Source organism: Streptomyces sp. NPDC000345 (assembly GCF_042898825.1).
GTDB lineage: Bacteria > Actinomycetota > Actinomycetes > Streptomycetales > Streptomycetaceae > Streptomyces.
On record NZ_JBIAZE010000003.1, the window covers coordinates 218172 to 232377 of the forward strand.

The following is a 14206-nucleotide window of genomic DNA, read 5'->3' on the forward strand; positions in this document are numbered from 1 at the left end:
ACCGTCGGCCCCTTCGCTCTTGAAAAGGGGGAGAGTCGAAGCGAAAGGGAGTGGTTGCGAAATGGACGGCGAACTCGAGAACGAAGATTCCGGGTACGAATCCGAATACGACACCCCCACCATTCCCGCCCGGACCGCGTTCCGTCGTTTCTGGCCGCTGGCCAAGGGACTCAGAAAATGGCTGATGATCGTCTGGGTGTGCACGATCCTCGCCGCGCTCGCCGAGACCGAGGCCATCCTGCTCTTCGGCGACCTCACCGACAACGCCCTCCGGGAGGGCTCGCTCGCCGCGTTCTGGACACCCGCCGTGAAATGGCTGGGGGTCGCCGTGGCCGGTGCGGTCGTCGCCTACGCCGGCAACTCCCTGGCCGCCTGGGCGACCGAACGCTTCGTGATGCGGCTGCGCGAGCACGTCTTCGACCATGTGCAGCAGTTGCCTCCGCACTTCTTCCAGCGCCACCGCCAGGGCGACCTGCTGTCCCGGCTGACGAGTGACGTCGAGGCCATCGAGACGATGGTGGTCTCGGGCCTGGTCGGCGCCGCCTCGGCGGCCTTCAGCGCGTTGTTCTACGCGGCCGCCGCCTTCTGGCTGCGCTGGGACCTGGCCGCCGCCACCTTCGTCCTCGCCCCCCTCTTCTGGCTGGCCGCCCGCCGCTTCTCCGGCTCCATCAAGGACGTCTCCCGGGAGGGCCGGGTCGCCGACGGCGCGATCACCTCGGTGGTCGAGGAGTCCCTCGGCAACATCGTGCTGACGCAGGCGTACGACCGGCGGGACGCCGAGCGCCGCAGGCTCGGCGAGGAGGCGAGCTCCTGGTTCCGCGCGTCCGTCCGCTCGACCCGTCTGAACGAGGCCTACGAGCAGCTCGTGCAGGTCATCGAGACGGTGTGCGTCCTCGCGGTGATCGGCATCGGCGCCTGGGAGATCTCCACCGGGCGGATGACCCTCGGCCAGCTGCTCGCCTTCGCGGCCTTCCTCGGCTACCTGTACCCGCCGGTGCGGGGGCTCGCCCAGCTGGGCCTGACGATCACGGCGGCGACGGCGGGGGCGGAGCGGCTGATCGAGATCCTGGACGTACGGCCGTCGGTGACGGACCCCCGGCGCGGCGTCGAGGCCCCCGGCCGCCCGGACGGCACGGTCGAGGTGCGGGACGTCTCCTTCCGCTACCCCGGCGCGGACCGTACGGCCCTGGAGGGACTGACCTTCACCGTCCGCCCGGGCGAGCTGGTGATCATCACCGGGCCGAGCGGCGCCGGCAAGTCCACGGTGTCGAAGCTGCTGCTGCGGTTCTACGATCCCGACGCGGGCGAGGTGCTGCTGGACGGCGTGCCCGTGCGGGACTTCCCGCTGGCGCGGCTGCGGGAGTACGTGACCCTGCTGCCGCAGGAGACGCTCGTCCTGCACGACACCGTCCGCGCGAACATCGCCTGCGGGCGGCCCGGCGCGAGCGACCAGGCGATCGAGGAGGCGGCGCGGGCGGCCGACGCCCACGACTTCGTCGTCAAGCTGCCCGAGGGCTACGACACGAAGATCGACCCGGGCTCGGCGCGGCTGTCCGGCGGCCAGCTCCAGCGCCTCGCGATCGCCCGGGCGATCCTGCGGGACGCACCGGTCCTGGTCCTCGACGAGCCGACGACGGGGCTGGACTCGATCGCGGCCCGGCGGATCGTGAAGCCCCTGCGGCGCCTGATGGCCGGCCGTACGACCATCATGATCACGCACGACCTGAACCTCGCTCCCGACGCCGACCGCATCCTGGTCGTCGACGCCGGACGGATCGTGGAAACGGGCCGGCACGAGGAACTGCTGGCGAGGGGCGGCGCCTACGCCCGTCTGCACCGCTCCCAGAACAACGCGGTGATGGACACGGGCGAACTGCGGCTGCCGCTGTTCGTGGAACCGCCCGCGCCCGTGGCGTACGCGCCGGGACACGGCGACGCGAACGGGTACGGCGACGCGAACGGGTACGGCGGGACGTACGGGTACGGCGAGGGGTACGGCCACGGGTACGTGGACGGGTACGGGTACGCGCCCGACGCGCAGCCCTGGGCGGCCCACCCGGACTACGAGGCTCAGGGAGCCCACGGAAGTTACGGTGCCGTCCCCACGACCCTCGCCGACGGCCGCCCTCTGTTCCGTGACGAGACGTACTGGGCGTCCGGCATCTGACGTCTCACAGCCCGAGACAGAGGCATAACGGGTTCACACACCTGACGAGGTCCATTACTGTGGACTCGAAAGTTCACCGTGATGGACGAACGAACCCCTGGACCGCCCGTGACCACCCCAGAAGCCGCCACCGCAGCCCCCGTCGCCACCTCCGCCCCGCAGGGCGCCTCCGGCCGCTTCGGCTCCCTCGGCCCCGTCGGCCTGGTGCTCGCCGGAGGTGTTTCGGTGCAGTTCGGGGGCGCGCTGGCGGTGACGCTGATGCCGAGGGCCGGGGCGCTGGGCGTCGTGGCGCTGCGGTTGCTCGTGGCGGCGGTCGTCCTGCTCGTCGTCTGCCGCCCCCGGCTGCGCGGCCACTCCCGGACGGACTGGGGGACGGTGATCGTCTTCGGCGTCTCCATGGCCGCGATGAACGGCCTCTTCTACCAGGCCGTCGCCCGCATCCCGCTGGGTCTGGCGGTGACGCTGGAGGTGCTCGGCCCGCTGACCCTGTCGGTTCTCGCCTCGCGCCGTGCGCTGAACCTGGTCTGGGCCGCCCTGGCGCTCACGGGCGTCTTCCTGCTCGGCGGCGGAGGCTTCGGGGATCTCGACCCGTCGGGGGTCGCCTTCGCGCTGGGCGCCGGCGCCATGTGGGCGGCGTACATCGTCTTCAGCGCCCGCACGGGCCGCCGCTTCCCCCAGGCCGACGGGCTCGCCCTGGCCATGGCGGTCGGCGCGCTGCTCTTCCTTCCCCTGGGCCTCGCGGAGTCGGGGGCGAAGCTGGCCGACCCGGTGACGCTGGGCCTGGGGGCGGCGGTGGCGATGCTCTCCTCCGTCCTCCCGTACACCCTCGAACTCCTCGCCCTGCGCCGCCTGCCCGCCTCCACCTTCGCGATCCTCATGAGCCTCGAACCGGCCCTCGCCGCCACCGCCGGCTTCCTGATCCTCGGACAGACGCTGTCGCTGCTGGAGGCGGCCGCGATCGGCCTGGTGATCGCGGCGAGCATGGGCGCCGTGCGGACCCAGGTCGGCCGGAGAAAGCCGGCACCCCCGGCCGCCTGACCGACACCCTCCACCCCGGCCCGCCCGCCCGATCCACCATCCCCCGCCACGGGCCGCCCTGCCCCCGCCACGGGCCGCCCTGCCGGTCGCCCCTCCGGGCTGGCTCCCGGTCGCCCCGCCGGGCCGGCCTGCCCGTCGCCCCTCGGGTCGGCTGCCGGTCGCCCTTCAGGGGCGACCCGCGCCCTTCCGGGCCGGTCGCCTCTCCCGGCGGGCTACCTGTCGCCTCTCCGGGCTGGTTGCGCGCGCCCTTCCATGCCGGTCGCCCCGCTGGTCGGCCGCGCTGTCACCCTGTAGCGCGGCCGACCGTCGGCTCCGGGCCGGTCGCTCGTCGCTCCGCAGGCCGCCCACCCTCCCGGCCGGTCGCCCGTCACCTCTCAAGGTCAGCTGCCCTGTCGGCCCTCCGGCCGACTGCTCTTTCAGTCCACCGGGCTGGTCGCACCGCAGCCCTCCAGACCGTCTGCGCACGGCGTGCAGTCGTCCGCCCGGGCGTGCGAGGGGCTGGCCGCCCGGGCCTGTGTGGCCTGGGCAGGGTGGTGCTGCGCGCCTGACGGCGCACTTGTCGCCCTGCTGGGCCCGCTGTCCTGTCGACCTTTCAAGCCAGTCGTCCGTCGCATCTCAAGGTCGGCTGGCCCGTCGCCCGCTCGGAGAGCCGGCTCGTCGCCCGGCGCCTGCAAGCCGGTCGCCCGTCGCCCTCCCGACCGGTCGTCCGTCGCCTCCCACGGCTGGGTTCCTCGTCGGCATCCAGGCCTGCTGCCCTCCCCGCTGCCCCGCCGCCCGCCAGCCCCACCAGTCGCAAGCCGCCCGCGCTGTGAGCTCGCCCCCGCTTCCCGGGTCGTGGAGCGGGCCCGGAAATTCATGCAAGCTTGCTTGATTGTTTCTGGGGGGCCTGCCATGCTCCACCCCATGGCCGACCCGACGCCCGTGCTCGACGATCTGCGTGCCGAAAGCGACGAACTCGACTGTCTCGTGGCCGAGTTGACGCCCGAGCAGTGGAGGCTGCCGACCCCTGCGCCCGGCTGGACCGTCGCCCACCAGATCGCGCACCTCGCCTGGACCGACCGCTCCTCCCTGCTCGCCGTGACCGATCAGGACGCCTTCGCCCGTGAGGTCGAGAACGCGCTGGCCGCACCCGGGGACTTCGTGGACAACGGCGCCGAAGACGGGGCCGGGAAGCCGCCCGCGCAGCTGCTCGCGGACTGGCGGGCCGGGCGCGAGGCGCTGCAGGACGCCCTGCGCGCGGCACCCCCCGGGGCGCGGTTCCCCTGGTACGGCCCGCCCATGGCCGCCGCCTCCATGGCCACCGCGCGTCTCATGGAGACCTGGGCCCACAGCCGGGACGTGGCCGACGCGCTGGGCGTGGTGCCCGCGCCCACCGGCCGGCTGCGGCACATCGCCCGCCTCGGCGTCCGCACCCGCGACTTCGCCTTCAACGTGCACGGACTGCCCGCGCCCTTCGAGGAGTTCCGGGTGGAACTCACCGGCCCCTCCGGCGAGTCGTGGACGTACGGTCCCGGGGACGCCACGGACCGCGTCACCGGCCCCGCCCTCGACTTCTGCCTCCTCGTCACCCAGCGCGCCCATCGCGCCGACCTCGCCCTGGAGGCCGTCGGCCCGGACGCCGACCGCTGGCTGGACATCGCCCAGGCCTTCGCGGGCCCGCCCGGCACCGGCCGCGCTCCCAGGGAGGCCGCCGAGTGACCGCGCTGCGCATCGGCAACGCCTCCGGCTTCTACGGCGACCGCTTCGACGCGATGCGCGAGATGCTCACCGGCGGCGAACTCGACGTCCTCACGGGTGACTACCTCGCCGAACTCACCATGCTGATCCTCGGCCGGGACCGGCTGAAGGACCCGTCCGCCGGGTACGCCCGCACGTTCCTGAAGCAGCTGGAGGAGTGCCTGGGACTCGCCCGGGAGCGGGGCGTGCGGATCGTCACCAACGCCGGCGGGCTCAACCCGGCCGGTCTCGCCGACGCCGTCCGGAAGCTGGCGGACCGGCTCGGTGTCCCCGTACGCGTCGCGCACGTCGAGGGCGACGACCTCACCGGCCGCCACCCCGGCAGCCTCACCGCCCACGCCTACCTCGGCGGCTTCGGCATCGCCGCCTGCCTGCAGGAAGGCGCCGACGTCGTCGTCACCGGGCGGGTGACGGACGCGGCCCTGGTCACCGGGCCCGCCGCCGCGCGTTTCGGCTGGGGGCCGAGCGAGTACGACCGGCTCGCGGGAGCCGTCGTCGCCGGGCACGTGCTGGAGTGCGGGGCGCAGGCCACCGGCGGCAACTACGCCTTCTTCCGGGAGGGCGCCCGGGACGTCCGCCGGCCCGGCTTTCCGCTCGCCGAGCTGTACGAGGACGGCAGCTGCGTCATCACGAAACACCCCGGGACGGGCGGCTTCGTCGACGTCGGCACGGTCACCGCTCAGCTGCTGTACGAGACGGGCGCCGCCCGGTACGCCGGGCCCGACGTCACCGCCCGGCTGGACACCGTACGGCTCGCTCAGGACGGACCCGACCGGGTGCGGATCACGGGAGTGCGCGGGGAGGCTCCACCGCCCACCCTCAAGGTCGGGCGCAGCCGGCTCGGCGGCTTCCGCAACGAGGTCGTCTTCGTGCTCACCGGCCTCGACATCGAGGCCAAGGCGGAGCTGGTGCGCGGCCAGATGACGGAAGCGCTCGCCAAGTCACCTCCGTCCGAGGTCCGTTGGGAACTCGTGCGGACCGACCGACCCGACGCCGACCGCGAGGAGGAAGCCGCCGCCCTGCTCCGGCTCGTGGTGCGCGATGCCGAAGAGGGCGTGGTGGGACGGGCGTTGAGCGCGGCGGCCGTGGAACTGGCGCTGGCGAGCTACCCCGGCTTCCACGTCCTCGCCCCGCCGGGCAAGGGATCCCCCTACGGCGTCTTCGAGGCCGCGTACCTCCCCCAGGGCGAGGTCGAGCACCTGGCCGTGCTCGACGACGGGCGCCGCATCCCGGTGGCGCCGGCCGCCGGCACCCGCGTGCTCGACGAGGTGCCGCAGCCGCCCCTGCCCCCGGCCCTGCCGCCGGGACCCGTGCGCAGAGCCCCCCTCGGGCTGGTCGCCGGGGCCCGCAGCGGGGACAAGGGCGGGGACGCCAACGTCGGGGTCTGGGTCCGTACGGACGAGGCGTGGCGGTGGCTCGCGCACACCCTGACCGTGGAGCGGTTCCGCCTGCTCGTCCCGGAGAGCCGCGAGCTGACCGTGACCCGGCACATGCTGCCCCACCTGCGCGCCCTGAACTTCGTCGTCGAGGGCATCCTCGGCGCCGGGGTCGCCGCCCAGCACCGCTTCGACCCGCAGGCCAAGGCGCTCGGCGAATGGCTGCGCTCCCGTCACCTGGACATCCCGGAGGCCCTGCTTTGACGGTCATCACCTCCGCCCTCGACACCCGGGGACCGGACTACCGCGCCGCACGCGAGGCCATGCTCGCCAAGCTCGCCGACCTGGACGCCGAGCATGCGAAGGCCCTCGCCGGCGGCGGTCCGAAGTACGTCGAACGGCACCGGGGGCGCGGCAAGCTGCTCGCCCGCGAGCGCATCGAGCTGCTCCTCGACCCGGACACCCCCTTCCTGGAGCTGTCGCCGCTGGCCGCCTGGGGGAGCGACTACACGGTCGGCGCCTCGCTCGTCACCGGGATCGGGGTCGTGGCGGGCGTGGAGTGCCTGATCACCGCCAACGACCCGACCGTGCGCGGCGGCGCCAGCAACCCCTGGTCGCTGAAGAAGGCCCTGCGGGCGAACGACATCGCCTTCGCCAACCGGCTGCCCTGCATCAGCCTGGTCGAGTCGGGCGGCGCCGACCTGCCCTCGCAGAAGGAGATCTTCATCCCCGGAGGCGCCATCTTCCGGGACCTGACACGGCTGTCGGCGGCCGGCATCCCGACCGTCGCCGTCGTCTTCGGCAACTCCACGGCGGGCGGCGCCTACGTCCCCGGCATGTCCGACCACGTGATCATGGTCAAGGAGCGGGCTAAGGTCTTCCTGGGCGGGCCGCCCCTGGTGAAGATGGCCACCGGTGAGGAGAGCGACGACGAGTCGCTCGGCGGCGCGGAGATGCACGCGCGCGTGTCCGGTCTCGCCGACTACTTCGCCGTCGACGAGGCGGACGCGCTGCGCCAGGCCCGCCGGGTGGTCGCCCGTCTCAACCACCGCAAGGCCCACCCGGACCCGGGGCCGGCCGCGCCCCCCGAGTACGACGAGGAGGAGCTCCTCGGGATCGTCCCGGGCGATCTGAAGACGCCGTTCGACCCGCGCGAGGTGATCGCCAGGCTCGTCGACGGCTCCGACTTCGACGAGTTCAAGCCCCTCTACGGCACCAGCCTGGCGACCGGATGGGCCACCCTGCACGGCTACCCGGTCGGCATCCTGGCCAACGCCCAGGGCGTCCTGTTCAGCGCGGAGTCCCAGAAGGCCGCCCAGTTCATCCAGCTCGCCAACCAGCGCGACATCCCCCTGCTCTTCCTGCACAACACCACCGGCTACATGGTCGGCAGGGAGTACGAGCAGGGCGGCATCATCAAACACGGCGCGATGATGATCAACGCGGTGAGCAACAGCCGCGTGCCGCATCTGTCGGTGCTGATGGGCGCCTCGTACGGGGCCGGGCACTACGGCATGTGCGGGCGCGCCTACGACCCCCGCTTCCTGTTCGCCTGGCCGAGCGCCAAGTCGGCCGTGATGGGGCCCCAGCAACTGGCCGGCGTGCTCTCGATCGTCGCCCGGCAGTCCGCGGTCGCCAAGGGACAGCCCTACGACGAGGACGCCGACGCCGCCCTGCGCGCCCTGGTGGAGCAGCAGATCGAGTCCGAGTCGCTGCCGATGTTCCTGTCCGGGCGGCTGTACGACGACGGCGTCATCGACCCGCGCGACACCCGCACGGTCCTCGGGCTGTGTCTGTCCGCCATCCACACCGCGCCGTACGAGGGTGCGCGCGGCGGCTTCGGCGTCTTCCGGATGTGAGGGATCACGTGATCGGTACTCTGCTCGTCGCCAACCGGGGCGAGATCGCCTGCCGGATCTTCCGCACCTGCCGTGAGCTGGGAATCCGGACGGTCGCCGTGCACTCGGACGCCGACGCCGACGCCCTCCACACGCGCGTGGCCGACACGGCGGTACGGCTGCCGGGCGCGGCGCCCGCGGACACCTATCTGCGCGCCGACCTGGTGGTGAAGGCCGCCGTCGCCGCGGGCGCGGACGCCGTGCACCCCGGCTACGGCTTCCTCTCCGAGAACGCCGGCTTCGCCCGCGCCGTCCAGGACGCCGGGCTGGTCTGGATCGGGCCACCGCCGGAGGCCGTCGAGGCCATGGCCTCCAAGACCCGCGCCAAGGAGCTCATGGGGCTCGCGCCGCTGCCCGCGGACGCGGTGACGGAAGCGGATCTGCCGGTTCTGGTGAAGGCCGCGGCCGGCGGCGGCGGGCGCGGGATGCGCGTCGTGCGCCGTCCGGAGGACCTGAAGGCCGCGCTGGACGGCGCGCGCGCCGAGGCCGCGAGCGCCTTCGGCGACGGCGAGGTCTTCGTCGAGCCCTACCTGGAGCACGGCCGCCACGTCGAGGTCCAGATCCTCGCCGACACCCACGGCACGGTGTGGCCGCTCGGCACCCGCGACTGCTCCCTCCAGCGCCGCCACCAGAAGGTCGTCGAGGAGGCACCGGCGCCCGCGCTGTCCGGCCGGCTCCAGGACGAACTGCGCACGCTGGCCGTGCGCGCGGCACGCTCCGTCGCCTACGTCGGCGCGGGCACCGTCGAGTTCCTCGTCGCCGACGGCCGCGCGCACTTCCTGGAGATGAACACCCGCCTCCAGGTCGAACACCCCGTCACCGAGGCCGTCTTCGGCCTGGACCTGGTCGCCGAGCAGATCCGTGTGGCGGAGGGCGCCGCCCTCGCCCCCGAGCCGCCGCCCGCGCGGGGCCACGCAATCGAGGCCCGCCTCTACGCCGAGGACCCCGCGGCCGACTGGACCCCGCAGACCGGCACCCTGCACCGCCTGACCGTCCCGGAGGGCGTCCGGCTGGACACCGGCTACGCCGACGGCGACGAGATCGGCGTCCACTACGACCCCATGCTCGCGAAGGTCGTCGCCCACGCCCCCACCCGCGCCGAGGCGATCCGCACCCTCGCCGGGGCCCTGGAACGCGCCACCGTGCACGGCCCGGTCACCAACCGCGACCTGCTGGTCCGCTCCCTGCGCCACGAGGAGTTCACCTCCGCCCGCATGGACACCGGCTTCTACGACCGCCACCTGACCGAACTCACCGCCGCCGCCCCCGACCCGTACGCCCCGCTCGCCGCGGCCCTCGCGGACGCGACGCGCACCGGCTCCCGCCTGGGCCTCGGCGGCTGGCGCAACCTCCCGTCACAGCCGCACACGAAGCGGTACGCGGTCGCGGGCGAGGAGACCGAGGTCGGGTACACGTACGGGCGGAGCGGCCTGACGGCCGAGGGCGTCCAGGTCGTGCACGCCGGTCCCGCCCTGGTCGTCCTGGAGATCGACGGCGTACGGCGCCGCTTCGAGGTCGCCCGCTACGGCGACCAGGTCCACGTCAACACCACGACCCTCACCGCCCTGCCCCGCTTCCCCGACCCCGAGGCCCAGCACGCCCCGGGCTCCCTGCTGGCCCCGATGCCCGGCACGGTCGTCAAGCTCGCGGACGGTCTCATCACCGGATCGAGTGTCCGCGCCGGTGAACCGCTGCTCTGGCTCGAAGCGATGAAGATGCAACACGTCATTTCGGCCCCGGCGGCGGGCACCCTCACGGAGCTGCACGTGAGGCAAGGACAGCAAGTGGAGGTCGGCACCCTCCTGGCCGTGGTGGAGAGCAGCCGACGGCAGGGGCTCGGAGCCGCATCGACAGGCGGCTCCGCCGCCTGAGCGCGACCAGCCAGGACGAACCCGCACCCGAAGGAGCCACAGTGACCTCTCTCATCGAATCCGACGAGCACAAGCAACTCCGGCAGGCGGTCGCGTCCTTCGCCAGGACGCACACCGACACCGAGGGCCTCTGGCAAGCCGCGGCCAAACTCGGCTACATCGGCGTCAACCTCCCGGAAGCCTACGGAGGAGGCGGCGGCGGCATCACCGAACTCTCCCTGGTCCTCGAAGAGATGGGCGCGGCCGGCAACCCCCTGCTCATGATGATCGTCTCCCCCGCCATCTGCGGCACGGTGATCACCCGCTTCGGCACCGAGGCCCAGAAACAGGAGTGGCTCCCCGCACTGGCGGACGGCTCCCGCATGATGGCCTTCGGGATCACCGAGCCGGACGCCGGCTCCAACAGCCACCGCATCACCACCACCGCCCGCCGCGACGGCACGGACTGGCTGCTCACCGGCCGCAAGGTCTTCGTCTCCGGTGTCGACATCGCCGACGCCACCCTCATCGTCGGCCGCACCGAGGACGCCCGCACCGGCCGCCTCAAGCCCTGCCTGTTCATCGTCCCGCGCGACGCCGAAGGCTTCTCCCGCCGGCCCATCGACATGGAACTGCACGGCGCGGAGAAGCAGTTCGAGCTGGTCCTGGACGACGTACGGCTGCCCGCCGAGGCACTCGTCGGCGACGAGGACGCGGGCCTGCTGCAACTGTTCGCCGGCCTGAACCCCGAGCGGATCATGACGGCCGCCTTCGCGATCGGCATGGGCCGCCAGGCCCTCACGAAGGCCATCGCGTACGCGCGCGAACGCACCGTCTGGAAGGCCCCCATCGGCGCCCACCAGGCCATCGCCCACCCCCTCGCCCAGTCGCACATCGAGCTCGAACTGGCCCGCCTGATGATGCAGAAGGCGGCCCACCTGTACGACGCGGGGGACGACGCGGGCGCCGGCGAGGCCGCCAACATGGCCAAATACGCCGCGGGGGAAGCCTGCGTGCGGGCCGTAGACCAAGCGGTGCAGACCCTCGGGGGCAACGGCCTCACGAGCGAGTTCGGGATCGCCCGGTTGATCACGGCCTCGCGCGTGGCGCGTATCGCCCCCGTGAGCCGGGAGATGATTCTCAACTACGTCTCCCACCAGACCCTGGGCCTGCCCAAGTCGTACTAGGCCAACGCCTTGGAGGAACCGATGTTCCGCAGCGAGTACGCAGACGTCCCACCCGTCGACCTGCCCATCCACGACGCCGTCCTCGGCCACGCGGACGAGTTCGGCGAGCAGCCCGCGCTGATCGACGGCACGGACGGCACCACGCTCACGTACGAACAGGTGGACCGGTTCCACCGGCGCGTCGCCGCCGCCCTCGCCGAGGCCGGCGTCCGCAAGGGCGACGTCCTCGCCCTCCACAGCCCCAACACCGTCGCCTTCCCGCTCGCCTTCTACGCGGCCACCCGCGCGGGCGCCTCCGTCACCACCGTCCACCCGCTCGCCACCGCCGAGGAGTTCGCCAAGCAGCTCGCCGACGCCAAGGCCCGCTGGATCGTCACCGTCTCACCGTTCCTGCAGACCGCCCTGCGGGCCGCGGAACTCGCGGGCGGCGTCCAGGAGATCTTCGTCTGCGACAGCGCCCCCGGGCACCGCTCCCTGATCGACATGCTCGCCTCGGCCGCCCCCGAGCCACAGGTGCACATCGACCCCGCCCAGGACGTGGCCGCCCTGCCGTACTCCTCCGGCACCACCGGCGTCCCCAAGGGCGTGATGCTCACCCACCGGCAGATCGCCACCAACCTCGCCCAGCTCGACCCCGCGATCACGGCCGGCCCCGGCGACCGCATCCTCGCCGTCCTGCCCTTCTTCCACATCTACGGCCTCACCGCCCTGATGAACGCACCCCTGCGCCAGGGCGCCACCGTCGTCGTCCTGCCCCGCTTCGACCTGGAGACCTTCCTCGCGGCCATCCAGACCCACCGCATCACCGGCCTCTACGTGGCCCCGCCGATCGTCCTCGCCCTCGCCAAACACCCGGCGGTCGCCCAGTACGACCTGTCGTCCCTGAAGTACGTCATCAGCGCGGCCGCCCCCCTGGACGCCGACCTCGCCGCCGCCTGCGCCGACCGCCTGAACCTGCCCCCCGTCGGCCAGGCCTACGGCATGACGGAACTCTCCCCGGGCACCCACGTCGTCCCCCTGGACGCCATGCGCGACGCCCCCGCCGGCACCGTCGGCAAACTCGTCGCCGGCACCGAGATGCGCATCGTCTCCCTCGCCGACCCCGGCAAGGACCTCGGCGTGGGAGAGGAGGGCGAGATCCTCATCCGCGGACCCCAGGTCATGAAGGGCTACCTCGGCCGCCCCGACGCCACCGCCGCCATGATCGACGACGACGGCTGGCTGCACACCGGCGACGTCGGCCGCGTCGACGACGACGGCTGGCTCTTCGTCGTCGACCGCGTCAAGGAACTCATCAAGTACAAGGGCTTCCAGGTCGCCCCCGCCGAACTCGAGGCCCTGCTGCTCACCCACCCGGCCGTCGCCGACGCGGCCGTCATCGGCGCCCACGACGCCGACGGCAACGAAGTCCCGCACGCCTTCGTCGTCCGCCAGCCCAGCGCCCCCGACCTCTCCGAAGGAGAGATCGCCATGTACGTCGCCGAACGCGTCGCCCCCTACAAACGCGTCCGCCACGTCACCTTCGTCGACGCCGTCCCCCGGGCGGCCTCCGGGAAGATCCTCCGCCGCCGGCTGAGGGAGACCCCATGACCCTCATCGGCCGGACCCGCACCCGGGGCATCGAAACCCTCAGCCTCGACGCGGCCGACACCCGCAACGCCCTCTCGGCGGCCCTCGTCGGGCAACTGGCCGACGCGCTCACCGACTGCGCCAAGGACACCGACGTCCGCGCGGTCCTGCTCACCCACACCGGCGGCACCTTCTGCGCGGGCGCCGACCTGCGCGACCCACCCGGCCCCGACGCCTTCGTCGGCCTGCTGCGGCAGATCGTGGAGCTGCCCAAACCGGTCCTCGCCCGCGTCACCGGCCACGTCCGCGCCGGCGGCCTCGGCCTCCTGGCCGCCTGCGACATCACCGCCGCCTCCACCGACTCCACCTTCGCCTTCACCGAGGTGCGGATCGGCGTGGCACCCGCCGTCATCTCCCTCCCGCTCCTCCCACGCACCGACCCCCGCGCCCTGGCCCGCTACTACCTCACCGGCGAACGCTTCCTCGCCCCCGAAGCGGCCCGCATCGGCCTGCTGACCGCCACCGGCGAGGACGCCGACGCCGTCCTCGCCCCCGTCCTCGACGGACTGCGCCGATCCGCCCCCCAGGGCCTGGCCGAGACGAAACGGCTGCTCACGGCTAGGGTGCTGGAGACATTCGACCGGGACGCGGCCGACCTCACCGCGCTCTCGGCCCGGCTGTTCTCCTCCGCCCAGGCGCGCGAGGGCATGACCGCCTTCCTAGAACGACGGGATCCCGCATGGGTGCTGTGACCTCGGTCGACCGTGTCCCCGGCGACCGCGCCCCCAAGCAGGACCGCAGCCGGGCCACCCGGCAGCGGCTCCTGGAAGCCGCCGTGGCCTGCCTCGCCGAACACGGCTGGGCGGGCTCCACGGTCTCCGTCGTCGCCGAACGCGCGGGCGTCTCCCGGGGCGCGGCCCAGCACCACTTCCCCACCCGCGAAGACCTCTTCACCGCGGCCGTCGAATACGTCGCCGAGGAACGCTCCACCGCACTGCGCGCCCTCTTCCCCGAAGGACCCGCCGAACGCCACGCGGTCGTCTCCGCCCTCGTCGACCTCTACACCGGCCCCCTCTTCAGGGCCGCCCTCCACCTGTGGGTCGCCGCCTCCAACGAAGAACCGCTGCGCCCCCGCGTCACCGAACTGGAAGCCCGCGTGGGCCGCGAGACCCACCGCATAGCCGTGGAACTCCTCGGCGCCGACGAATCCGTCCCCGGCGCACGCGAGACCGTCCAGGGCCTCCTCGACATGGCCCGCGGCCTCGGCCTCGCCAACCTCCTCACCGACGACGCCGGCCGCCGCGAGCGGGTCGTGGCCCAGTGGGCCGGGCTGCTGGACACCGTGCTGGACGCGGGGCGGGACTGACGAGGACCACCGCGCCAC

At 73.2% G+C, this 14206-nt stretch carries 10 protein-coding genes; all 10 read left to right on the plus strand.

The genetic code is table 11. The features are described 5' to 3' along the window. The first annotated feature begins 61 nt into the window (after positions 1–61). The 10 genes from ACFY30_RS08495 to ACFY30_RS08540 all read left to right on the plus strand — a co-directional run bounded on the left by ACFY30_RS08495 (position 62) and on the right by ACFY30_RS08540 (position 14188). Positions 62–2167 carry an ABC transporter ATP-binding protein gene (locus ACFY30_RS08495; RefSeq protein ID WP_390844395.1) on the plus strand — a complete coding sequence of 702 codons (2106 nt, stop codon included), beginning with the start codon at positions 62–64 and terminating at the stop codon, positions 2165–2167. A 108-nt stretch (positions 2168–2275) separates the two neighbouring features. After that, positions 2276–3205 (plus strand): DMT family transporter, encoded by a 930-nt coding sequence (locus ACFY30_RS08500; RefSeq protein WP_390844396.1) that lies wholly within the window; start codon positions 2276–2278, stop codon positions 3203–3205. A gap of 903 nt (positions 3206–4108) precedes the next feature. After that, a complete protein-coding gene (locus tag ACFY30_RS08505) occupies positions 4109–4903 on the plus strand; it encodes a TIGR03084 family metal-binding protein (protein WP_390844397.1) in 795 nt (264 codons plus the stop codon). Next, entirely contained in the window at positions 4900–6582 is a 1683-nt protein-coding gene (locus ACFY30_RS08510; RefSeq protein ID WP_390844398.1) for an acyclic terpene utilization AtuA family protein, read from the plus strand. The genes ACFY30_RS08505 and ACFY30_RS08510 overlap by 4 nt, the downstream gene beginning before the upstream one ends. Beyond that, positions 6537–8177: an acyl-CoA carboxylase subunit beta gene (locus tag ACFY30_RS08515; protein ID WP_390844399.1), complete on the plus strand. Its 1641-nt coding sequence runs from the start codon at positions 6537–6539 to the stop codon at positions 8175–8177. Before ACFY30_RS08510 ends, ACFY30_RS08515 begins: the two co-directional genes overlap by 46 nt. Before the next feature lie 8 nt (positions 8178–8185). Further along, positions 8186–10087: an acetyl/propionyl/methylcrotonyl-CoA carboxylase subunit alpha gene (locus ACFY30_RS08520; RefSeq protein WP_390844400.1), complete on the plus strand. Its 1902-nt coding sequence runs from the start codon at positions 8186–8188 to the stop codon at positions 10085–10087. Positions 10088–10128: 41 nt separating this feature from the next. Continuing rightward, the gene (locus ACFY30_RS08525) at positions 10129–11253 is read left to right on the plus strand and encodes an acyl-CoA dehydrogenase family protein (protein WP_390844401.1); all 1125 of its coding nucleotides are present in this window, start codon (positions 10129–10131) and stop codon (positions 11251–11253) included. Between the two features lie 21 nt (positions 11254–11274). Further along, positions 11275–12843, plus strand: coding sequence for a 4-coumarate--CoA ligase family protein (locus ACFY30_RS08530; RefSeq protein ID WP_390844402.1), 1569 nt, complete (start codon positions 11275–11277; stop codon positions 12841–12843). Then, positions 12840–13574 carry an enoyl-CoA hydratase family protein gene (locus tag ACFY30_RS08535; protein WP_390844403.1) on the plus strand — a complete coding sequence of 245 codons (735 nt, stop codon included), beginning with the start codon at positions 12840–12842 and terminating at the stop codon, positions 13572–13574. The genes ACFY30_RS08530 and ACFY30_RS08535 overlap by 4 nt, the downstream gene beginning before the upstream one ends. Continuing rightward, positions 13562–14188: a TetR/AcrR family transcriptional regulator gene (locus ACFY30_RS08540; RefSeq protein ID WP_390844404.1), complete on the plus strand. Its 627-nt coding sequence runs from the start codon at positions 13562–13564 to the stop codon at positions 14186–14188. The genes ACFY30_RS08535 and ACFY30_RS08540 overlap by 13 nt, the downstream gene beginning before the upstream one ends. Positions 14189–14206 lie beyond the last annotated feature (18 nt).